This is a genomic window from Ancylobacter dichloromethanicus (genome assembly GCF_018390645.1).
Taxonomy (GTDB): domain Bacteria; phylum Pseudomonadota; class Alphaproteobacteria; order Rhizobiales; family Xanthobacteraceae; genus Ancylobacter; species Ancylobacter dichloromethanicus.
The window spans coordinates 63,453-84,108 of sequence record NZ_JAHBGC010000016.1 but is presented as its reverse complement, the minus strand read 5'-3'; the positions used below and the strand labels follow the sequence as shown (position 1 = coordinate 84,108).

Annotated in this window: 19 protein-coding genes; 8 read left to right on the top strand and 11 right to left on the bottom strand. The window is 69.8% G+C overall.

Annotation, left to right across the window (positions count from 1 at the left end; translation table 11 throughout):
* Positions 1-24 precede the first annotated feature (24 nt).
* Both ribB and KHC23_RS07275 read left to right on the top strand, forming a co-directional pair.
* A complete protein-coding gene (ribB, locus tag KHC23_RS07280; RefSeq protein ID WP_213370969.1) occupies positions 25-1,329 on the top strand; it encodes a 3,4-dihydroxy-2-butanone-4-phosphate synthase in 1,305 nt (434 codons plus the stop codon).
* Between the two features lie 159 nt (positions 1,330-1,488).
* Positions 1,489-2,295, top strand: a complete 807-nt coding sequence (locus tag KHC23_RS07275) for a DUF1194 domain-containing protein (RefSeq protein ID WP_213370967.1) — start codon at positions 1,489-1,491, stop codon at positions 2,293-2,295.
* A 61-nt stretch (positions 2,296-2,356) separates the two neighbouring features.
* On the opposite strand, the gene KHC23_RS07270 is transcribed toward KHC23_RS07275, so the two are convergent.
* A complete protein-coding gene (locus tag KHC23_RS07270) occupies positions 2,357-3,616 on the bottom strand; it encodes a class I SAM-dependent RNA methyltransferase (RefSeq protein WP_213370965.1) in 1,260 nt (419 codons plus the stop codon).
* 213 nt (positions 3,617-3,829) lie between these two features.
* Between KHC23_RS07270 and KHC23_RS07265 the strand changes: the two genes are divergently transcribed.
* The gene (locus tag KHC23_RS07265; RefSeq protein ID WP_213370963.1) at positions 3,830-4,363 is read left to right on the top strand and encodes a DUF1097 domain-containing protein; all 534 of its coding nucleotides are present in this window, start codon (positions 3,830-3,832) and stop codon (positions 4,361-4,363) included.
* Positions 4,364-4,401: 38 nt separating this feature from the next.
* Here KHC23_RS07265 and KHC23_RS07260 read toward each other — a convergent pair whose 3' ends face one another.
* Together KHC23_RS07260 and dxs are read right to left on the bottom strand one after the other, a co-directional pair.
* Positions 4,402-5,214 carry a TlyA family RNA methyltransferase gene (locus KHC23_RS07260; RefSeq protein WP_213370961.1) on the bottom strand — a complete coding sequence of 271 codons (813 nt, stop codon included), beginning with the start codon at positions 5,212-5,214 and terminating at the stop codon, positions 4,402-4,404.
* Between the two features lie 18 nt (positions 5,215-5,232).
* The gene (gene dxs, locus KHC23_RS07255) at positions 5,233-7,155 is read right to left on the bottom strand and encodes a 1-deoxy-D-xylulose-5-phosphate synthase (protein WP_213370959.1); all 1,923 of its coding nucleotides are present in this window, start codon (positions 7,153-7,155) and stop codon (positions 5,233-5,235) included.
* A 375-nt stretch (positions 7,156-7,530) separates the two neighbouring features.
* Here dxs and KHC23_RS07250 point away from each other — a divergent pair, with 375 nt between their 5' ends.
* Genes KHC23_RS07250 through KHC23_RS07240 form a run of 3 tightly spaced genes read left to right on the top strand, consistent with a single transcriptional unit; the run spans position 7,531 to position 9,587 of the window.
* Complete coding sequence (locus tag KHC23_RS07250) at positions 7,531-8,718, top strand: hypothetical protein (protein ID WP_246544386.1); 1,188 nt, start codon at positions 7,531-7,533, stop codon at positions 8,716-8,718.
* Positions 8,719-8,733: 15 nt separating this feature from the next.
* Positions 8,734-9,321 carry a protein-S-isoprenylcysteine O-methyltransferase gene (locus tag KHC23_RS07245; protein WP_213370955.1) on the top strand — a complete coding sequence of 196 codons (588 nt, stop codon included), beginning with the start codon at positions 8,734-8,736 and terminating at the stop codon, positions 9,319-9,321.
* An 11-nt stretch (positions 9,322-9,332) separates the two neighbouring features.
* Positions 9,333-9,587: a DUF1272 domain-containing protein gene (locus KHC23_RS07240; protein ID WP_213370953.1), complete on the top strand. Its 255-nt coding sequence runs from the start codon at positions 9,333-9,335 to the stop codon at positions 9,585-9,587.
* 17 nt (positions 9,588-9,604) lie between these two features.
* Here the strand turns inward: KHC23_RS07240 and KHC23_RS07235 are convergent, their stop codons facing one another.
* Entirely contained in the window at positions 9,605-9,850 is a 246-nt protein-coding gene (locus tag KHC23_RS07235) for an exodeoxyribonuclease VII small subunit (protein WP_213370951.1), read from the bottom strand.
* Between the two features lie 65 nt (positions 9,851-9,915).
* Positions 9,916-10,845: a histone deacetylase family protein gene (locus KHC23_RS07230; RefSeq protein ID WP_213370949.1), complete on the bottom strand. Its 930-nt coding sequence runs from the start codon at positions 10,843-10,845 to the stop codon at positions 9,916-9,918.
* 242 nt (positions 10,846-11,087) lie between these two features.
* Here KHC23_RS07230 and KHC23_RS07225 point away from each other — a divergent pair, with 242 nt between their 5' ends.
* Both KHC23_RS07225 and KHC23_RS07220 read left to right on the top strand, forming a co-directional pair.
* The gene (locus KHC23_RS07225; RefSeq protein WP_213371069.1) at positions 11,088-12,098 is read left to right on the top strand and encodes an L-threonylcarbamoyladenylate synthase; all 1,011 of its coding nucleotides are present in this window, start codon (positions 11,088-11,090) and stop codon (positions 12,096-12,098) included.
* Positions 12,099-12,271: 173 nt separating this feature from the next.
* A complete protein-coding gene (locus KHC23_RS07220) occupies positions 12,272-13,519 on the top strand; it encodes a cell wall hydrolase (RefSeq protein WP_213370947.1) in 1,248 nt (415 codons plus the stop codon).
* Between the two features lie 520 nt (positions 13,520-14,039).
* Here KHC23_RS07220 and KHC23_RS07215 read toward each other — a convergent pair.
* The 6 genes from KHC23_RS07215 to smc form a co-directional block, all read right to left on the bottom strand.
* Positions 14,040-14,522, bottom strand: a complete 483-nt coding sequence (locus tag KHC23_RS07215) for a F0F1 ATP synthase subunit B family protein (RefSeq protein WP_213370945.1) — start codon at positions 14,520-14,522, stop codon at positions 14,040-14,042.
* A gap of 10 nt (positions 14,523-14,532) precedes the next feature.
* Positions 14,533-15,141 carry a F0F1 ATP synthase subunit B gene (locus KHC23_RS07210; protein WP_213370943.1) on the bottom strand — a complete coding sequence of 203 codons (609 nt, stop codon included), beginning with the start codon at positions 15,139-15,141 and terminating at the stop codon, positions 14,533-14,535.
* A gap of 84 nt (positions 15,142-15,225) precedes the next feature.
* Complete coding sequence (locus KHC23_RS07205; protein WP_131833791.1) at positions 15,226-15,453, bottom strand: F0F1 ATP synthase subunit C; 228 nt, start codon at positions 15,451-15,453, stop codon at positions 15,226-15,228.
* Between the two features lie 65 nt (positions 15,454-15,518).
* Positions 15,519-16,268 carry a F0F1 ATP synthase subunit A gene (locus tag KHC23_RS07200; protein WP_213371067.1) on the bottom strand — a complete coding sequence of 250 codons (750 nt, stop codon included), beginning with the start codon at positions 16,266-16,268 and terminating at the stop codon, positions 15,519-15,521.
* Positions 16,269-16,398: 130 nt separating this feature from the next.
* Entirely contained in the window at positions 16,399-16,782 is a 384-nt protein-coding gene (locus KHC23_RS07195; RefSeq protein ID WP_213370941.1) for an AtpZ/AtpI family protein, read from the bottom strand.
* Positions 16,783-17,096: 314 nt separating this feature from the next.
* Positions 17,097-20,549, bottom strand: a complete 3,453-nt coding sequence (gene smc / locus KHC23_RS07190; RefSeq protein ID WP_213370939.1) for a chromosome segregation protein SMC — start codon at positions 20,547-20,549, stop codon at positions 17,097-17,099.
* Between the last annotated feature and the right edge of the window lie 107 nt (positions 20,550-20,656).

Below are 20,656 nucleotides of genomic sequence, written 5' to 3'. Positions count from 1 at the left end.
GAAACTCAGTTCTATCGTCGCTCCATGAAACTCGCGGACTGGCTCACCACGACCGGCACGACCCGCAGCGCCTTCGCGCGCGCCGTCGGCCTGTCGCCGGCCAGCATCACCGCGCTGTGCAAGGACGAAACGGCCTGGATCTCGCGGGAAGCGGGCGGGCGCATCGCCGCCGCCACCGGCGGCGCGGTGACGCCGAACGATTTCCTCGGGCTCGCGAGCGTGGAGGCGATGATCATGACCGACAATCTGCAGGCCCGCGTCGAGCAGGCGATCGAGGCCTTTGCCCGTGGCGAGATGCTCGTCGTCACCGATGATGACGACCGCGAGAACGAGGGCGACCTCATCGTCGCCGCCAGCCACGCCACGCCGGAGAAGCTCGCCTTCATCGTGCGCCACACCTCCGGCATCGTCTGCACCCCGCTCACCGCCGAGCATGCCAAGCGGCTGCGGCTCAACCCGATGGTGACCGACAACGACGCCCCCCACGCCACCGCCTTCACCATCTCGGTGGACTATCGCCACGGCACCACCACCGGCATTTCGGCCGAGGACCGCACCGCCACGGTGCGCGCGCTCGCCAACCCCAATGCCGGCGCGGTGGATTTCGTGCGCCCCGGCCACATCTTCCCGCTCATCGCCCGCGAGGGCGGCGTGCTCATGCGCTCGGGCCACACCGAGGCGGCGGTGGACCTGTGCCGGCTCGCCGGTCTGGAGCCGGTCGGCGTCATCTGCGAACTGGTGAACGACGACGGCACGGTGATGCGCGGGCCGAAGGTCGCCGACTTCGCCAGCGCCCACAAGCTCACCCGCATCTCGGTGGCGGACCTCATCGCCTATCGCCAGTTGCGCGAGAAGCTGGTCAGCCGCACCGCCGAATTCGCCGCCCCGACCGCGGTCGGCGAGATGCACGCCATTTCCTATGTCACGCCGTTCGAGCCGGTGAACCACATCGCGCTCGTGCACGGCAAGATCGGCGATGGCCGCGACGTGCTGGTGCGGCTGCACCGGGCCGACCCGATCGGCGACGTGTTCACCGGCGGCAAGGCGATCCGCGCCTCGCTGGAGCGCATCAAGGCGGAAGGGCGCGGCGTCCTCGTCTATCTCCGCGACGGCACCACCGGCGTGCCGGCCTCGACCATGGGCGACGAGGAGAGGATCGAGAGCGCCAAGATGCGCGACCAGAACTGGCGCGAGGTCGGCCTCGGCGCGCAGATCCTGCGCGACCTCGGCATCTCCTCCATCCGCCTGCTGGCCTCCCGCGCCCGCACCTATGTCGGCGTCGCCGGCTTCGGCATCGAGATCACCGGCACCGAGACGCTGGACGTGTGACCCGCACAACCCCTCTACCCCGGTAGCGGCCGCTCACGCGAACGGCATCGAAGCGCCCCGCCTGCCTGCAATTTCGACTTCTGGCGCCCCGCCCGCCGTGTCACCATGACCGTGACGTGTTCGTGACACGTCGAGGTCCCGTCACCGACGGAGGTCGCGATGGCGTGCGTGCGTGCCTTGATGGTCCTGGCCGCGACACTGTGCAGCCTGACGGCTCCCGGCAGCGCCCGGGCCGCCGACATCGTCGATGTCGAGCTGGTGCTGGCGGTCGACGTTTCCTATTCGATGGATCTCGACGAGCTGGCGCTGCAGCGCGAGGGCTACATGCAGGCCGTCACCTCGCCGGAGTTCCTCAACGCGCTGCGGCTCGGCCCCAATGGCCGGGTGGCCATCGCCTATGTCGAATGGGCGGGCTCGGACGAACAGAAGCTGGTCGTCGACTGGACGCTGATCGGCACCGCCGACGAGGCGCGGGCCTTCGCCGGGGCGATCGGCAGCGCGCCGCTGCGGCGGGTCTACCGCACCTCGATCTCCTCGGCGATGAATTTCAGCGCCGACCTCATCGAGAGCAACGCGATCCGCGGCCTCAGGCGGGTGATCGACATTTCCGGCGACGGCACCAACAATCAGGGCCCCCTGGTCGAGGTGACGCGCGACGCCATCACGGCGCGCGGCGTCACCATCAACGGCCTGCCGCTGATGCTGAAGCAGGCGACCGGCTCGATGCTCGATATTGACGACCTCGACATCTATTACGAGGACTGCGTCATCGGCGGCCCCGGCGCCTTCGTCATCCCGGTGCGCGGCACGCATGAGTTCGCCGACGCCATCAAGACCAAGCTGGTGCTGGAGATCGCCGGCACCGTGCCGCCCAAGCCGGCGCTGGTCCGCCCCGCCGCCGCCACCGAGCCGCGCGTCTCCTGCTCCATCGGCGAGCGCATGTGGATGGAGCGCTGGGGCAATTGAGAAGGGCTCGGCCGGCTCTCACGCCGGCGTCGCTCCGGCCGGCATGACAGGGGAGCCGTACTCAGCGGCGGAACACCCCGACCAGCTCGACATGCGAGGAATAGAGGAACTGGTCGACCGGCGTGACGCGCTCCAGCCGGTAGCCGGCCCCGATCAATATCTGCGCGTCGCGGGCGAAGGTGACCGGGTCGCAGGAGACGCCGATCACCAGCGGTACCGCGCTCGCCGCCAGTTGCCGCGCCTGCGCCTCCGCGCCCTGGCGCGGCGGATCGAACACGGCGACATCCACCCCCTTCATCTCCTGCGCCAGCAAGGGCCGGCGGAACAGGTCGCGCACCTCGCCCGTCACCGGCTTGAGCCCCGTCGCGCCCCGCACCGCCTTGTTGAGCGCCTCGATGGCCGGCACTGAGGATTCATAGGCCGCCACCCGCACCCGCTCGGCCAGCCGCAGCGCGAAGGTGCCGACGCCGGAGAACAGGTCGACCACCCGCGCCGCGCCCCGCGTGCCCTCCACCGCCTCCATCACCAGCCGCGCCAGCGCCGCCTCGCCCGCCGCCGTCGCCTGAAGGAACGAGCCGGGCGGCAGCGCCACCCGCGCGCGGCCCATGGTCAACATCGGCGGTTCGCGCTGGAGCACCAGCTCGCCATGGCGGGTAAGGCGCGCCAGCCGGTGCTCGCCGGCGATCTGCGCCAGCGCGACGACGCGGCTCGGCTTCAAGGGTCCGCTGCCGCGCACGTCCATGTCGAGGCCGGTCTCGGTCGCGGTGACCTGGATGTCGAGCGGCTTGGCCAGCGGCGCCAGTTCCTGCGCCACCGCCCAGGCGGCCTTCAGCGCGCCATCGAGCCCGGGCGCCAGAATCGGGCAGGCGTCGATCGCCACCACGGCGTGGCTGCGCCGGCCGGCGAAGCCGACGGCCAGCGTGTCGCGCCCCTTCGGCGCGCTGCCCCCGGTGCCGCGGGCATGGAACACCGCCCGGCGGCGGCCCTCGCCATGCGCCGGCATCAGCGGGGCGATCTCGGTGGCGAGGCCGGCCCGCCCCAGCGCCTCGGCCACCAGGCCGCGCTTCCACGCCTCATAGGGGGCGGGCGCCCAGTGCTGCAGCGCGCAGCCTCCACAGGGGCCGAAATGCGGGCAGATCGGCTCCACCCGCTCGCCGCTCGGGTGAATGACGGCGAGCAGCCGGGCGCGGTCGTGCGCGCGTTCCACCTCCACCACCTCGCCGGGCAGCGTCAGTGGCACGAAGACGGGTCCTTCCGGCGTGTCGGCAATGCCGTCGCCGCGATGGCCGAGCCGGGCGATGTCGAGCCGGGTGACGCTCATTTGCCTGCTAATCCTGTCATGCGCCATGGGATATTATGTATTTGAGAGAAAATAATGCCCGACATCGTATCAAACACTCCAGATACACATGCTCACGTAAAGAAACTGAGATAATGTACTCGCGGCTGATTCCTCTTTTTCAAATGGACAGCCATGTTTACTTAGCATTCGCACATAATAATAAGTCTCTTAGCGCTCGAAAAGGGGGAAAGAATGTCGCTTGTTTCGGCTCTTGCCATCAGTGTCGGCGTCCTGGGGGGCGTCGCCACCTGGCTGTTTCTGGGACCGCTGGCCGGCGGCCTGCAAATCTGGGTCGCCTTCATCGCCTGGGCCTGCTTCTTCCACTGCGGTGGCAAGGAGTCCGGGCTTAAGGCCACCATCCTGGCCAACATCGCCGGCGCCGTCATGGCGTGGCTGACGCTGCTCGCGGTCAGCCGCGGCGGTCTCGGCGAGGCGCTCGGCCTGCCCGTCTGGGCCGGCATCTGTGTCGGCGTCGGCGTGCTGGTAATGATCCTGCTCGGCCACCTCCCGGCCTTCGCCGCCATTCCGGCGATGGTCTATGGCTTCGCCGCCATGGCGGGCTATTCGCTGCTGGTCACCGACGGTCTCGCCAACCTCACCGTTCCGAGCCCGGCCAACCCGCTGGTGACCGTCGTGCTGTCGCTGATCGTCGGCGCCGCTCTCGGCTATGTCTCGGAAAAGGTCGCCGGGATGCTGGTCGGTAGCGGCCAGACGCGCCGCGCCTGATCGCTGCCGCGAGAGGTCCTCGAAAGGCGCGGGCGGCGTCACTCCGCCCGCGCCGTCGCGGATTGTGCCCCCACCGGCCGCGCCGTCGATAACCGTGCCGCCACGAGCAGAAATTCCTCATTGCCGTCGCCACCGAGAATCGGCGAGGCGAGGCGGTGCGTCACCCGCCAGCCGAACTGTTCCAGCAGGGCCGCGATGTTCGCCGCCGCTTCCGCGCGGGCGCCCGCGTCCCTGACGATGCCGCCCTTCGACAGCTTGTCGCGCCCGACCTCGAACTGCGGCTTCACCAGCACCACGATATGGCCTTCGGCAGCTTGATGAAGCAGCAGCGTCGGCAGCAACTTCTGCAGCGAGATGAACGACACGTCGACCGTGATGATGTCGGCCGGCGGCACAGTGCCGGGGGCGAGGGAGCGTATGTCGGTCCCCTCCAGCGAGATCACCCGCTCATCCGCCCGCACCCGTTCATGGAGCTGCCCATGCCCGACATCGACCGCATGGACCCGGGCGGCGCCACGCGCCAGCAGAACCTCGGTAAACCCGCCGGTGGAGGCGCCGACGTCGAGCGCCTCGGCGCCCTGCACCGAGAGACCCGCCGCCTCCAGCGCCGCCTCCAGCTTGAGCCCGGCCCGCGAAACCCACTCATAAGCCTCGCGCGCCTCGATCGCGGCGGTCGCGGAAATCGTCTCGGAAGGCTTGGCAACCCGCTTGCCGTCGACACTGACGAGACCGGCTTCAATGGCGGCCTGGGCGCGGGCGCGGCTCTCGAACAAGCCGCGTTCGACCAGCACCCGGTCGGCGCGGTCGCGCCTGGCGGGCGTCGGGCCGGGGATGGAAGGGTCTGGATTCATGGTCGAATCCGGCCGCGCTCAGCCGCGCAGCAGCGCAAGCGCGGCCTCTTCCTCGCGTCCGAGCGCATTGAACACGCCGCGCACGATGCCTTCGGCGTCGAGCCCGGCCTCGCGCATCTGGCCGGCCGGGGAATCCTGCTCGATGAATCGGTCCGGCAGCGCCAAGGTGCGCACCTTGAGGCCGCGGTCGAGCGCCCCCGCCTCGGCCAGCAGGGTCAGCACGTGGCTGCCGAAGCCGCCGACCGCGCCTTCCTCCACTATCACCAGCACCTCATGCTCGCGGGCGAGGCGCAGCACCAGTTCCCGGTCGATCGGCTTGGCGAAGCGCGCATCCGCCACCGTGGTCGACAGGCCGAAGCCGGCCAGTTGGTCGGCGGCGGCAAGGCAGGCGGCCAGTCGGGTGCCGAGCGAGAGCAGCGCGAGCTTCGAGCCCTCGCGCACCACGCGCCCGCGGCCGATCTCCAGCGGGGTCCCGCGCGCGGGTCGCTCGACACCCACGCCCTCGCCGCGCGGGTAGCGGAAGGCGATCGGCCCCTCGTCATAGGCGGCGGCGGTGGCCACCATGTGCATCAGTTCCGCCTCGTCGGCGGCCGCCATCACCACCATGCCCGGCAGCGCGGCCAGCATCGGCACGTCGAAGGCGCCGACATGGGTCGCCCCGTCCGCCCCCACCAGACCGGCGCGGTCGATGGCGAAGCGCACCGGCAGGCGCTGGATCGCCACGTCATGGACGATCTGGTCATAGCCGCGCTGCAGGAAGGTCGAATAAATGGCGCAGAACGGCTTGTAGCCCTCGGTCGCCAGCCCGGCGGCGAAGGTCACGGCGTGCTGCTCGGCAATGCCGACATCGAAGCTCCGTTCGGGAAAGACCTCGCCGAACAGGTCGAGCCCGGTGCCGGCCGGCATGGCGGCGTTGATGGCGACGATGCGGTCGTCGTGGCGCGCTTCCTCGATCAGGCTGTCGGCGAACACGCGCGTGAAAGTCGGCGCGTTGGACACCGCCTTCTTCTGCGCGCCAGTGGCGACGTCGAAGCGCTGCACGCCGTGATACTTGTCGGCGGAGGCCTCGGCGGGCGGATAGCCCTTGCCCTTCTGGGTCACGACATGGACCAGCACCGGCCCAGTCTCGGCGTCGCGCACATTGCGCAGCACGGGCAGCAGATGGGAGAGATTGTGCCCGTCGATCGGCCCGACATAGTAGAAGCCGAGCTCCTCGAACAGCGTGCCGCCGGTCCAGAAGCCGCGCGCGAACTCCTCCGCCCGCGCCGCCTGCCGGCCGAAGAATTTCGGCAGGTTGCCGGCGAGTTGCTTGGCGGTCTCCCGCAGCGAGCGATAGGTGCGCCCCGACAGCAGCCGCGCCAGATAGGCCGACATGGCGCCGACCGGCGGGGCGATCGACATGTCGTTGTCGTTGAGGATGACGATGAGGCGCGAATCCATCGCGCCGGCATTGTTCATCGCCTCATAGGCCATGCCGGCGGACATGGCGCCATCGCCGATCACGCACACCACATTGCGCTGGGCGCCTTCGAGATCGCGCGCCACCGCCATGCCGAGCCCGGCCGAGATCGAGGTCGAGGAATGGCCGGCGCCGAACGGGTCGTACTCGCTCTCGGTCCGGTTGGTGAAGCCGGAGAGCCCGCCGCCCTGGCGCAGCGTGCGGATGCGCTCGCGCCGGCCGGTGAGTATCTTGTGCGGGTAGCACTGGTGGCCGACATCCCAGATCAGGCGGTCATTGGGCGTGTCGAAGACATGGTGGAGCGCGACGGTCAGCTCGACCACCCCGAGACCGGCGCCGAGGTGGCCGCCCGTCACCGACACCGCGTCGATCATCTCCTCACGCAGTTCCGCCGCGATCTGCGGCAGTTGCTCCTCGGCGAGGAGACGCAGATCGGCGGGTGCGCGGATCGTGTCGAGTAGCGGCGTCGAAGGACGGGTCAAGAACGGCTCCGAAAACACATTCGCCGGGGATGCGCGCAGGGCGGAACATCTCCGGGCGAAGGTTAACGGCATACACAATGGCGGCAGGGCGCGCAACGCACGCCCGCGCGACTCCTGTGCCCATCGCGGCGCAACCGCATGTGGAGACCGCGCGCAGACGATGATCCAACGTTGGCCTCGCGGCGCGGCTTCCATTAAATACGCGGGATGGAAGCACGAGTCGCAACCGCGGCGGAGACCCCAGACCGCCCGCAGGCGTCCGCCGGCGGCGAGAACGCCCGCATCGGGTCTGACCGCGACGGGTCTGTGTCCCAGGGGTCTGTGTCCCAGGGGTCTATGTCCGAGGAGGCCAGCCGCCGGACGTGGCGGCGGCTTATGCTGTTCTTTCCCGGCCACGACCCGACCGACATGGACTACCACCATGGGCGCTTTGCCAACCAGGCGGAGCGGTTCGGCCGGCTGTGGTCGGTGGAAGTGGCGGTAACGCCCCGGCTCGACGACGGCGCGCAGCCCTACGCCCGCTGGGATGTCGAGGCACGCGGCCCCAACTGGTCCACCCGCACCGACTACCGGATCCTGCGCTGGGAAGACATCATCGGCGCGCTGGACTCGCGGCCCGACCCGATCCGCCTGTGGCGCGGCTTCGGCGGGCTGTGGGACTTCCTGCGCGGCGGCGCGGCGCGCGGCTATTTCCGCGCCAGCCCGCGCTACGGTGCCTTCTTCTTCTTTCCCTATCTCATTGCGGCGCTGTTCCTCGGTGCCGGCCTGCTGGTGGGCGGGCTGGTGGCGTGGGGCGCCAGCCAGTTGCTGCCGGCGTCGATCGTCTGGATTCCCGCCCTCGCCGCCGGCGTCGCCACCTTTTTCGGCCTGTTCCACCGGCCCGGACGCGACTGGCGCCTGCATCAGGCGCTCGACGACTGGGACCTGGCGCGCGACTACCTGCACGACCGCACGCCGGAACTCGACGCCCGGCTCGACCGCTTTGCCGACGTGCTGCTCGAGGTGGTCCATGCGGGCGCTCACGACGAGATCATCCTCGTCGGCCACAGCCTCGGCGCGACGCTGATGCTCGGCGTCATCGAGCGCGCGCTGGACCGCGACCCCGCGCTGGCGGATGGCCCGACGCGCGTGAACCTGCTCACCTGCGGTGCCACCATTCCCAAGCTCGCCCTGCACGGCAAGGGCGGCAAGGTGCGCCGCCAGGCCGCACGGATCGCGGCGTCACCTCGCCTGACCTGGGTCGAGTATCAGGCCCGGCACGACGCCATCAATTTCTACAAGTTCCACCCGGTGACGCTGCGCCGCGCCGGCTTCGACCAGCCGGAGCCCAGCCAACCCCTGCTGCGCAACGCCAACATCAAGGAAATGCTCACCCACGCCAAGCTGAGACGGCTGCGCTGGCACGCCATGCGCCTGCACTACCAGTTCCTGCTGGCGAACGAGCAGAAGGCGCCCTACGACTATTTCATGTTCGCCCTCGGCCCGCTGTCCTTCCCCGATCTTTCCTCCCGCCCGCAGGGTCCGGTCGGCCGCTTCGCGGCGGATGGCTCCCTGATCGCCTGAACCAACGGACGCTTCATGAACCTTCTCGTCGCCGCCAAGATCGTGTGGGCCGCCGGCTGCATCGGCTGGTACGTCATCCGCCTGCCCTTCGAACGCAAGGTAAAGCGTGAGCGGGTGGTCGACGCGCGCGACCGGCTGCGCGAACTCGTCCTGCTGTCCTGCTCCACCCTCGGCCTCGGCATCGTCCCGCTGTTCTGGGCGACCTCGCGGGTCTTCGACGCCGCCAACTACCCCTATTCGCCGGTGCAGTTCGCGCTCGGCACGCTCACCTTCATCTTCGCGCTCTGGCTGTTCCGCCGCACCCACCGCGACCTCGGCAAGAACTGGTCGGTGACGCTGGAGATCAAGGACGCTCACAAGCTGATCACCGGCGGCGTGTACCGCCATGTGCGCCACCCGATGTATTCGGCCTTCTTCCTGTGGGCGCTGGCGCAGTTCATCCTGATCCCGAACTGGATCGTCGGCCCGGCCGGCTTCATCGGCTTCGGCATCCTCTACGCCTTCCGCATCGGGCGCGAGGAGAGGATGATGCTCGACACCTTCGGCGACGAATACCGTGCCTACAGCGCCCGGACGGCGCGGCTGATCCCGGGCGTGTACTGAGCGAGGGTGCCATGCTGGAGCTTCGGCCCAACTGCGAGTGCTGCGACCGCGACCTGCCGCCGGACTCGCGCCAAGCGCTGATCTGCAGCTTCGAGTGCACCTTCTGCACCGACTGTTCCGGCGGGCTGCTGAAAAATGTCTGCCCGAACTGTACCGGCGAGCTGGTTGGCCGGCCGGTGCGACCGCCGGCGGCGCTGGCCCGCCACCCCGCCTCGACGCTGCGGGTGTTCAATCGCGAATGCCGCAGCCGCCTCCTTGCGGGCTGAGGCAGGCAGTGGCCCAGCTACTCCCCGTCGAGCGGCTGGGTGCCGGCGGGGCGGCCGTCGGCACTGAGCGTGATCTTCTCGACCCGCGCCTCGGCGTCCTTAAGCAGCGCGTCGCAGCGGGCCTTGAGCGCCTCGCCGCGCGCATAGAGCGCGATCGATTCCTCGAGCGGGACATTGCCGCCCTCAAGCTTGGCGACGATGGTCTCCAGCTCGGCGAGCGCCTTCTCGAAGCTCAGCGCGTTCACGTCCGGCCCGTCGGTCATCGCGTTCTCCTCAATGAGTCGCGCCCCTTATACAGGCTCAGGCGGCGGCGCTCACCCCCTCGCCATCAGCCGCGCATCAGCGCCATGACATGGGCGGAGGCGGAGCGCGCCAGCCCTTCGAGGTCGTAGCCGCCTTCCAGCACCGAGACGATCCTGCCGCCGGCATGCTTGTCGGCGAGGTCCATCAGCTTCTTCGTGACCCAGGTATAGTCTTCTTCCAGCAGGTTGATGTTGCCGAGCGGATCGCGCGTATGGGCGTCGAAACCGGCGGAGATAATCAGCAGTTCCGGCCCGAACGCCTCCAGCCGCGGCAGGATGCGGCTTTCGAACGCGGCGCGAAAATGCGCGCCATCGTCGCCCGAGCGCAGCGGCGCGTTGACGATGTTGTCGGTGGTGCCGCGCTCACCCACGGCGCCGGTGCCGGGAAAAAGCGGCATCTGGTGGGTGGAAGCGTACATCACGCTCGGGTCCGAGAAGAAGATTTCCTGCGTGCCATTGCCGTGATGCACGTCGAAATCGACGATGGCGACGCGGCCGATGCCGTGCACCTTCTGGGCGTGGCGGGCGGCGATGGCGACATTGTTGAACAGGCAGAAGCCCATCGGCGTGCGCGTCTCGGCATGGTGGCCGGGCGGGCGCATGGAAACGAAGGCATTGTCCACCTTGCCGGACAGCACCTCGTCGACGCCGAGCACCGCGCCGCCGACCCCGCGCCAGATCGCCTCGCCGGTGCCCGGCGACATCACCGTGTCGCCGTCGATCCGTACCATGCCCTCCTCCGGCATCGCCTCTTCCAGCGCGGCGACGAAATCCTCGGGATGCACGCGCACGATATCCTCGCGCCCCGCCACCGGCGCCTGCTCGCGCGCCAGCGTGGCGAACTGTTCGCCCTCGAACACCCGGTTGAGCACCCGCACCCGGTCCGGGCGCTCGGGGTGACCGGAAGGGGTGAGGTGTTCGAGACAGGCGTCATGCGCGATCAGAAGGGTGGTCATGGCGTTCCTTTGGCAGTCCTCAGGCGGCTTTTTGGCCGGCATGGGCGGCGGCGTTCCCGGCCCGGCGAGTGGTGGACGATATGCCACGTCGCCGGGCGGGGCCAGACGGGGCGCCACCGTTTTTTGCCGCACCTGCCGGAGCCGATGCGGCCCGCGCCGTTGACCCGCAAGGCGGGACGGCCTATCCGAGCGCGCCTGGGCCGGAGATGCAAGCAGGAGATGCGCGCGTGACGACGAGCGGAATGCCGGCATCGACAACGCGGACGACGCGGCTGCTGGAAGCGGACGCCGCCGGCATCGCGGAGGCCGCGCGCATACTGGCCGCCGGCGGTCTCGTGGCACTGCCGACCGAAACCGTCTATGGCCTCGCCTGCGATGCCACCGAGCCGCGCGCCGTGGCCGACCTCTACGCCGCCAAGGGTCGGCCGAGCTTCAACCCGCTTATCGCCCATGTGCCGGACCTTGAGGCCGCACGCCGTGTCGGCGTCCTCACCCCGGCGGCCGAGGCGCTCGCCGCCCGCTTCTGGCCCGGGCCCTTGACCCTGGTCGTGCCCGCGCTTGAGGGCGCCACCTGCGACCTCGCCCGCGCCGGCCTCGCCAGTGTCGCCCTTCGCGTGCCGGCGCATCCGGTGGCGCAGGCGGTGCTGAAGGCCGCCGGGCGGCCCATTGCCGCGCCCAGCGCCAACCGCTCGGGCCACGTCTCGCCCACCACGGCGGCCCATGTGCTCGCCGACCTCAAGGGGCGCATCGACCTGATCCTCGACGCCGGGCCCTGCGCGGTCGGGGTGGAATCCACCATTCTCGATTGCACCGGCACCGTTCCGGTGCTGCTACGCCCTGGCGGGCTGCCGCGCGAGGTGATCGAGGCGGCACTCGGTGCCTCTCTGGCCGATCCCGACGCCCGGTCTACCGGAGGGCCCGGCCTGGAGCCCGTCCCGCTGGCGCCCGGCATGCTGGCCTCGCATTACGCGCCGTCTGCCCCGGTACGGCTCGAGGCAGCCGAAGTGAGACCGGGCGAGGCGCTGCTGACTTTCGCCGGCGCACAGCCGCCGGGCTTCGAACACGCGGCGGATGTGCGCGACCTCAGCCCCACCGGCGATCTGGTCGAGGCCGCCGCCCGTCTCTTCGCCTTCCTGCGCGAACTCGATGCCGGCGGCGCAGTGGCCATCGCCGTGGTGCCGCTGCCGCGCCATGATCTCGGCGAGGCGATCGCCGACCGCCTGCGCCGCGCCGCCGCGCCGCGGCCGATCTGACGAGCCCCCCGTCGCTGCCGGTAGGGCATTAACGCTCGGGCAAGGTTAATGCGCGACAACTATAGCGCCGGAGCGTGGACCTCTTGCCTGTGATGCAGGGGCCACGCGGCGGGGGTTCTGTTGTGTTGCGTAGGCGGCGGGTGAACATGCGGGTCTCGACGCGCGTTCGAAAGATGGGAAAGACCGGCGCTGCGGCGCTGGTCCTCTTCTTCGCCGGCGGCTCGACCATCGGTTTCCAGGACATGCTGAGCCGGCTGGCGCACCAGCCCGGTGTCGCCGAACGGGTCCGCATCTCCATCCTGGGCGAACCGGTGCGCCTGCTCGAGGCCTCCACCTTCTCCTGGCCCTCACGCTCCGCCCTGCTGGCCAATTCCGAGATCGCGGCCCCACCGCAGGCCGCGCTGGCGATCGACATCAACCGCGACACCAAGACCGACCGGCTCGCGCGCACAGTGAAAGCCCCGCTCGACGCCGACCCGCTTGCCGTCTCCGGCCATCCCACGCCGCCGAGCCTCGCCGGCGCCGGCACGACCACGCCGGCCAGCCTCGCCACCGGCATGGCGACGAGCGTGGGGACCGGCGACGGCGCGACGCCTTTTGCCGGCGCCGGCACCGATCCCCTCGAGGACGACGACGCCGTCGACATCGCCAGCGCCGAGACCAATGGCCTTTATTCCGTGCCGGCGGGCGACCCGACCGGCGATCCGGCCCAACTCGAACAGAAGGGTCCGGCGATCGACCTCGCCGCGGCCGACGACGCACCGGACGGCGAAGACACGCCGGTCCCGGCCTCCTATGCGCTCGACCCCTCCCTGCCGCTCTACCGGCAGAGCGCCTTCATTTTCGGACTCGACGAGACCGCGCTGCCGCCTCAGCCCTTCCTGCACATGAGCACGCCAGACCTCGCCGAGGGCAGCGGCACCACCGACGCCGCCAAGTCCGAGGACAGCGACCTGCGGCGTGTCACCAGCGGCCCCTCCCCGGCCGAGCGGCTGGGGCTGGCCGGCAAGCGGCGCGACCGGGCCGAGAAGTGCCTAGCGGAAGCCGTCTATTTCGAGAGCCGGGGCGAGCCCAAGCGGGGCCAGATCGCCGTAGCGCAGGTGGTGATGAACCGCGTCTTCTCCGGCTATTACCCCGCCGACATCTGCCGCGCCGTCTACCAGAACGCGCATCGCCGCCTCGCCTGCCAGTTCACCTTCGCCTGCGACAACATCCGCGACGTGGTGACCGAGCCGAAGCTGTGGAAGCAGGCCAGGGAGATTGCCGCCGACATGCTCGATGGGCGGGTCTGGGACGACAAGGTCGGGCGCGCGACCCACTATCACGCCCGTTCCGTGCGCCCGAACTGGATCCGCGAGATGCGCAAGCTCGACCGCATCGGCGAGCACACCTTCTACCGCCCGCGCCGCTGGACCAGTTGAGGCGGGCAAGGTCGTGTGTGATGGCACGGGGCGGGCCGCACATGGTCGCCGAAGGCTCGGCTGCACCGCCGAGAGGCGGGAAGGCGCACAAGGGTAGTCTTGCCGCCCTTCTCGGCGACCGCAGACGGCACGCCCGCTGATCGTCGGCTGGCCGAGGCGCTGCGCCAAGAACATGGCCTCGACGCATGTGTCGGCGGCGTGCCAGCGGCCGTTACGCCCCGAGGAGCTGGCGTGAATGCCACGCCCATCAATGCACATGCCTCATGTGCGCCGGTGGGTGCGCGCCTAGAGCATTTTCGAGCGAAGAGGGTTCCGGTGCGCGTGAAGAAATTCGTAAAAACAAACATCTAGAGGCACGGCTTTCACCGGATGGGCTCTCGTTGCGCCCCCCGTTGTCATACGCCCGGAACTCGGCCATGCATCACTCCCGAGTTAGTTGTATGGTAATTAAACACCTCTGATAACACAAGAAAAAGCCCGGCGCGAAGCCGGGCTCTTGCACTCGTGCTAATCGGCCGGCTCAGTTGAGCTTCGACTTGACCTCGGCGACTGCCGCGTCGAGCACCCGGTCGGCGGTGCCGCCGACAAGCTGGGCGGTCAGCAGGACTTCGGAGGCCTTCACCGCCGCGTCGGCGGCCGCGGCCTTCACCTCGGCGAGCGCCTGCGCCTCCGCCTGGGCGATCTTCTGTTCCGCCATCTTGGTGCGACGGACGATGAGGTCTTCCAGCTTCTGCTTGGCTTCGGCCGCGAGGCGCTCGGCTTCGGCGCGGGCCGTGGTAACGATCGCCTCCGCCTCTTCCTCGGCCTCTCTCTGACGGCGCTTGTACTCGGCGACCAGCTTCTGCGCCTCTTCCTTCAGCCGGCGCGCTTCCTCCAGTTCCTGGCGGATGCGGTCGCCGCGCGAATCAAGCTTCGAGGCGATGCCGGAGAAGGCGCCCGCCTTGGCCAGCAGGACGACGAAGATCACAAAGGCGACGGCGACCCAGAAAGTATCACTACCCATCGTGCGCTCCTCAGCCCTTGATGGCGGTGTCGACCGCCTCCTCGACCGCGCCTGGCGCGGGCGTGGTGCCGATCAGGGTGTCGACGATGGCGCCAGCCGCCTCGACCGCGATGCCGCGGACATTGGCCATGGCCGCCGTCTTGGTGGCGGCGATCTGCACTTCCGCCGCCGCCAGCTTGACGTTGAGGTCAGCTTCCAGCGACTTGCGCCGCGTCTCGGCTTCCGCCGCGAGAGTGTCGCGGGTTTCGGTGGCGATGCCGTGAGCCTTGTTGCGGGCGCTGGCGAGCGCCTTCTCATAGGCCAGCGCCGCCGCCTCGCTCTCCGCCTTCAGCTTGCCGGCTTCCTCGATATCGTCGGCGATGCGGTCGTGCCGCTCTTCGAGGATGTTGGCGATGCGCGGCAGGGCGATGCGGCTCATCAGCAGGTAGAGCGCGGCGAACGCGATCACCAGCCAGAGGAGCTGCGAGGGAAAGGTATGGACGTCGAAGGGCGGGAAGCCGCCACCGTGTGCTTCTCCTGGGGGCACGGCAATCTCCACACCGCTTTCGGCCGGCAAAGTGCCGGGCGTCGCCGCCTGGGCGATGACGATGATACCGGCCGGACCGTGGGTCTCGGACATGGTTCAGGCTTCCTCGATCAATGCGAACGTCGGCTCATCCCGGCACCGGAAACCCACACGGGGGCCCCGGCGCCGGGCGAGACATCAGACCACGAAGAGCAGGACGAGGGCGACGACCAGCGAGAAGATGCCGAGACCTTCCGCAAGCGCCGCGCCGATGAAGGCGCGGGCGAACTGGCCGTCAGCCGCCGACGGGTTGCGCAGGGCGCCCGAGAGGAAGTTGCCGAAAATGGTGCCCACGCCGATGGCGGCGAGGCCCATGCCGAGCGTGGCGAGACCGGCGCCGAGGAACTTGGCGGCTTCCGCTTCCATGATCTTCTCCTGTTGGAATAGTCAGATTGGTTGGATGGCTGGATGAGGTTCCCGCGACGCGCCGGTCAGTGACCGGGGTGCAGCGCGTCGTTGAGATAGATGCAGGTCAGCACCGCAAACACATAGGCCTGCAGGGCGGCGACCAGGAATTCGAGCGCGGTGAGCGCCACCACCATGGCCAGCGGCAACACCGCGCCGAACCAGCCGACGACGCCCGAGGCGGTCATCATCACGATGAAGCCGGCAAACACCTTCATCGCGATGTGGCCGGCCAGCATGTTGGCGAAGAGACGCAGCGAAAGGCTGATGGGACGCGAGAGGAACGAGATGACCTCGATCACGACCATGAAGGGCAGCAGGAACGCCGGCACGCCGGAGGGCACGAACAGGTGCAGGAAGTGGGTGCCGTGGCGCACGAAGCCGTAGATGATGACCGTCAGGATGACGAGAAGCGCCAGCGCGGCGGTCACGATCAGATGGCTGGTGACGGTGAAGGCGTAGGGGATCATGCCCACCATGTTGGCGGTCAGCACGAAGATGAAGAGCGAGAAGACCAGGGGGAAGAACTTCATCCCCTCATTGCCCGCCGAGCCGCGCACGGTGGAGGCGACGAACTCGTAGGAAAGCTCGGCCATCGACTGCAGGCGCCCGGGCACCAGGGTGCGGCCACGGGTGGCGAAGGTGAGGAAGAAGAACACCAGCGCCACGATGCCGAACATGAAGGCGGCGGAATTGGTGAAGGCGAGCTCGACGCCGCCAGGCTGCCCCAATTCCACGATCTTGATGATCTGGAACTGATGGATCGGATCGATCACACTGCCGCTGGCCATCGCCGGTCGCTGCCCTCAACACGCGGCGCCGCCGGCGCCCGCCCCCATCTCAAGGCGCCGCCGGAGCGACGCCGCCTGCCTCTCAGGCACCACCCCAGGGGCGGCACCGAATTCGTCATGCCCCGCCCTTGGGCGGGCTCCTGCGGCCGGTTTCCCCTGCCGCGCGCATCATGTTCACGATGCCGGCGCCAAAGCCCAGCAGCATGAACACGATCATTCCCCACGGCGCGATGCCGAAGAAACGATCAATGGCCCAGCCGAGGCCGGCCCCCACCAGCACGCCCGCGACGAACTCGCTTCCCAGCCGGAAAGCGAGCGTCATGCCAGCCGAAGACGACGTCCGATCCTGAACGGCGGACGTCTTTTCCTCGGCTCGCCGCTCGGCCTGCACCTTGTCCAGCGCACTTCCCAGCCCGCGTAACCTGCCGGAAAGCTCGGCGTCGGAAACATCCGGCCGAGCCGAGCCGTCATGGCCGTCCGTCTTGTCTCGGTCGTCCATCACCTGCACTCAAGCCTGACCGGAGAAGGATTTCCCGACCCCGAAGACGGGCGCACCATAGTGTTCGCTCCGAGGGGTGTCAAGGATGTGAACACATCTTTTAAGTCATTGTAATAGCAGGATAAAAATAAAGTCAGGACGCTCTGTCGCAGGCGTCTCGATCGCTTCCGGCACCAAGGGAAGCTGTCGGCGATGTTTTTGGCATGCCAGCGTGTCAATCGAAATACGGCAAACGCCCCGGACCGACGCCACCGGTCTCCGGCAGGGCAAGACGCAAGCCAGGGCCGGCAGAGGCGCAGGGCGGCCGCGGCGGTTCAGCCCGCCTCGCGCCAGCGCTCGGCGGTGGCGAGATCGACCGAAACCAGCTTCGACACGCCACGCTCGGCCATGGTGACGCCGAACAGACGGTTCATCCGGCTCATGGTGATCGGGTTGTGGGTGATGGTGACGAAGCGCGTCTCGGTGAGGCGGCACATCTCGTCGAGCAGGTTACAGAAGCGCTCGACATTGGCGTCGTCGAGCGGCGCGTCCACTTCGTCCAGCACGCATATCGGCGCCGGATTGGTGAGGAAAACCGCGAAGATCAGCGCCATGGCGGTCAGCGCCTGCTCGCCACCCGACAGCAGCGAGAGCGATTGCGGCTTCTTGCCCGGCGGCTTGGCGATGATGTCGAGGCCCGCCTCAAGCGGATCGTCCGAATCGGTCAGCACTAGTTGCGCCTCGCCGCCGCCGAACAGCGTGGTGAAGAGCTGGCGGAAATGGCTGTCGACAACATTGAAGCTGGCCTGCAGCCGTTCGCGCGCCTCGCGGTTAAGCCCGTAGATACCGTGGCGCAGGCGCTTGATCGCCTCGGTGAGATCGTCGCGCTCGCCGGTCAGCCCCCTCTGCTGGGTCTCTATCTCGACCAGTTCCTCCTCCGCACGCAGGTTCACCGCGCCGAGCCGCTCGCGGTCGGCCTTGAGGCGGCCGAGTTCGACGTCCAGCTCGGCCAGGACGGGGAGCGGCGTGTCGGGGGTGAAGCCGGCGATCTCGCGGGCGGTCTCGGGCGGACCGTCAAGCACATCGGCCATCTCGCGCGCCAGATCCTCGCGGCGCTGGCGAGCCGCCTCCACCCGCGCCTCGGCACGGGCGCTTTCCTCGCGGGCGGCGGCCAGGGCGTCGAGCGTGGCGCGGGCGAGCCTGTCGCCCTCCGATTGCAGCGATTCGGCGTTCGCCAGCCTGTCGCCCGCCTCGCGCCGCGCGGCTTCCGCGCGGGCGACTTCATCGAGCAGCGCCCGGCGGCGGGCGGCGAAGCGCACCGGCGCGTCCTCCAGATCCGCGCGCTCGGTGGCCGCCTCGGCGAGGCGCGCCTCCAGCGCCGCCACCCGTTCGCCGGTGCCGCCGGCGCGCGCTTCCCACGACGCCCGCTCGGCGGCAATGGTGGAGAGCCGGCGCATCCGCTGATCGCGCTCGCGCACCAGCGCATCGGCGCGCACGCGGGTCTCGGCCAGCACGGCGCGGTCCTGCGCGACGCGGGCGCGGATTTCCGCCAGCTGCGCATCGCCTTCGGCCGCCGGCGGCTGGTCGGCGACCGCCTCGTGGGCCTCCTCCAGCCGGACCGCCGCCAGTTCGCGCTCTTCCTGCAGACGCGCGAGATTGGCCCCGAGCGCGGCGAGACGTGCGGATTGTTCGGCGGCGGCGCGCTCGGCGCGGGCGAGGTCGTCGCGGGCCGCCTCCATTGTGCGCAGCGCGGCGCGGCGCGCCTCGCGGGCGGCATTCTCGCGGGCGCCGGCCGCGCGGAGTTCGGCTTCGGCTCCTTCCAGCGCCCGCCGGTGACGTAACACTTCGGTGCGGGCACCTTCGAGCTGGGTCTCGATATCGGCGAGCCGGTTGCGCTCGGCCAGCCGGCGGGCGGCGGCGGTGGGCGCATCGGCGGCGGCCACCAGCCCGTCCCAGCGCCACAGGTCGCCTTCGCGGGAGACGAGGCGCTGGCCGCTCCTGAGCTGCGCGGCGAGGCGCGGCCCTTCGCTGCGCGGCACCACGCCGATCTGGGCCAGGCGGCGGGCCAGCACCTTGGGCGCGACCACATGGGCGGCGAGCGGCTCGGCCCCGTCCGGCAGCGGCGCGTCGCCCGCGGCGGCCATCAGCGACCAGTGCACCGGCGCGGCGGCATCGGCGGGTGCGTCGAGATCATCGCCCAGCGCGGCGCCCAGCGCGGTCTCGTAGCCGCGCTCCACCTCGATGAAATCGAGCACCGGCGACCAGCGCCGCGGTGTGCCGACATCGAGCAGCTTGGCGAGGGTGCGCGCCTCGGTGTCCAGCCGCTGGGACGCCCGTTCCGCCTCGGCCAGCGGACGGCGCGCCTGGTCGAGCGCGGCGCGGGCGCCGGCATGGGCGTTCTCGGCGTCGTGCGCCGCCGCCTCGGCGGCGACGAAGGCGTCCTGCGCCACATCCGCCGTGACGCGGCGCTCGTCGAGCCTTGCGGCGTCGACATTGGCTTCCAGCTGCCGCTTCTGGCCGGAAAGCAGTTCCACGTCACGATCGAGCCGCGACAGGCGCTCTCCCGCCTCGCGCAGGGCACGCTCCAGCGCCCCGCGCCGGGCGCCGGCCTCGGCATTGGCGGCGGTGGCGTCGGCGAAGGCGCGTTCGGAATCGGCGAGCGTCGCTGCCGCGTCCTCGCGAGCGGCGAGCGCCTCGTCCTCCAGCTGGGCGGCCTGCTCCTGCGCGACCGTCAGTTCCTCGGCCTCGCCGGCGAGACGCTCCAGCATTTCGCCGGCGTCTTTTGCGAGCGATCGCTCGCGCTCCACGTCGCCGCCGAGCTGCAGCAGCCGGCGATCGAGCTCCTCGCGGCGGGCGCCGGCGCGGGCTTCCTCGCGGTCGAGCTCGCCGCGTGCGAGGCCAAGGCGCTGCAGGGCGGCGGCGGCGGCCGCGTCGGCCTCGCGCAAAGCGGGGATTCCGTGGGCCGCGACGGCTGCAGCGCGTGCTGCTTCGCCCTGCTGCAGCGTCCGGGCCGCGACTTCGCGCACGGCGAGGTCGTGCGCCCGGCTCGCCTCGCCAAGCCCGCCCTCGGCCTCGAGCCAGCGCAGCCAAAGCAGCGCCGCCTCGGCCTTGCGGATGTCGGCGGAGAGCACCCGGTAGCGCGAGGCCTGCCGGGACTGCCGGCGCAGCGCGTCGAGCTGGCCGCCGATCTGGCCGATCACGTCTTCCAACCGCGTGAGGTTGGTCTCGGCTGCGCGCAGCCGCATCTCCGCCTCATGGCGGCGGGCGTGCAGCCCGGCCACGCCGGCGGCTTCCTCCAACAGGCGGCGGCGCGCGGTCGGCTTGGCGCCGACGATCTCGCCGATCTGGCCCTGGCGCACCATGGAGGGCGAGCGCGAGCCGGAGGAGGCATCCGCGAACAGGATCTGCACGTCGCGCGCGCGCGCCTCGCGCCCGTTGATGCGGTAGGCGGACCCGGATTCGCGCTCGATGCGGCGGGAGATCTCCAGAAGATCGGCATCGTTGAAGACGGCGGGAGCGGAACGGTCGGCATTGTCGACCACCAGCACCACTTCGGCGGTGTTGCGCGCCGGGCGGGTGGTGGAGCCGCCAAAAATGACGTCGTCCATGCCCTCGGCGCGCATCGCCTTGTAGGAGCTCTCGCCCATCACCCAGCGCATCGCCTCGACAAGGTTCGACTTGCCGCAGCCATTCGGGCCCACGACGCCGGTGAGGCCGGGCTCGATCAGCATTTCCGTCGGCTCGACGAAGGTCTTGAAGCCGGTGAGACGCAGGCGGGTGAATTTCATGCCTCTAGGATGCCGCCCGGCAGCCACAAGTTCAAGTGGCGCGGCGGCCTCGATCCACGACATGTTGCGATTCGAGCGCACCACCGCCGCCAGGCATGGTCGTTCAG

Bases quoted from the DNA above. Each gene is read 5' to 3' on its own strand.
- KHC23_RS07225 (WP_213371069.1), top strand. From the start codon at position 11,088: ATGCCGGCATCGACAACGCGGACGACGCGGCTGCTGGAAGCGGACGCC.
- KHC23_RS07210 (WP_213370943.1), bottom strand. From the start codon at position 15,141: ATGTCCGAGACCCACGGTCCGGCCGGTATCATCGTCATCGCCCAGGCG.
- KHC23_RS07270 (WP_213370965.1), bottom strand. From the start codon at position 3,616: ATGAGCGTCACCCGGCTCGACATCGCCCGGCTCGGCCATCGCGGCGAC.
- KHC23_RS07240 (WP_213370953.1), top strand. From the start codon at position 9,333: ATGCTGGAGCTTCGGCCCAACTGCGAGTGCTGCGACCGCGACCTGCCG.
- KHC23_RS07215 (WP_213370945.1), bottom strand. From the start codon at position 14,522: ATGGGTAGTGATACTTTCTGGGTCGCCGTCGCCTTTGTGATCTTCGTC.
- ribB (WP_213370969.1), top strand. From the start codon at position 25: ATGAAACTCGCGGACTGGCTCACCACGACCGGCACGACCCGCAGCGCC.
- KHC23_RS07235 (WP_213370951.1), bottom strand. From the start codon at position 9,850: ATGACCGACGGGCCGGACGTGAACGCGCTGAGCTTCGAGAAGGCGCTC.
- KHC23_RS07275 (WP_213370967.1), top strand. From the start codon at position 1,489: ATGGCGTGCGTGCGTGCCTTGATGGTCCTGGCCGCGACACTGTGCAGC.
- KHC23_RS07260 (WP_213370961.1), bottom strand. From the start codon at position 5,214: ATGAATCCAGACCCTTCCATCCCCGGCCCGACGCCCGCCAGGCGCGAC.
- smc (WP_213370939.1), bottom strand. From the start codon at position 20,549: ATGAAATTCACCCGCCTGCGTCTCACCGGCTTCAAGACCTTCGTCGAG.
- KHC23_RS07220 (WP_213370947.1), top strand. From the start codon at position 12,272: ATGGGAAAGACCGGCGCTGCGGCGCTGGTCCTCTTCTTCGCCGGCGGC.
- KHC23_RS07205 (WP_131833791.1), bottom strand. From the start codon at position 15,453: ATGGAAGCGGAAGCCGCCAAGTTCCTCGGCGCCGGTCTCGCCACGCTC.
- KHC23_RS07195 (WP_213370941.1), bottom strand. From the start codon at position 16,782: ATGGACGACCGAGACAAGACGGACGGCCATGACGGCTCGGCTCGGCCG.
- KHC23_RS07230 (WP_213370949.1), bottom strand. From the start codon at position 10,845: ATGACCACCCTTCTGATCGCGCATGACGCCTGTCTCGAACACCTCACC.
- KHC23_RS07250 (WP_246544386.1), top strand. From the start codon at position 7,531: ATGCTGTTCTTTCCCGGCCACGACCCGACCGACATGGACTACCACCAT.
- KHC23_RS07265 (WP_213370963.1), top strand. From the start codon at position 3,830: ATGTCGCTTGTTTCGGCTCTTGCCATCAGTGTCGGCGTCCTGGGGGGC.
- KHC23_RS07245 (WP_213370955.1), top strand. From the start codon at position 8,734: ATGAACCTTCTCGTCGCCGCCAAGATCGTGTGGGCCGCCGGCTGCATC.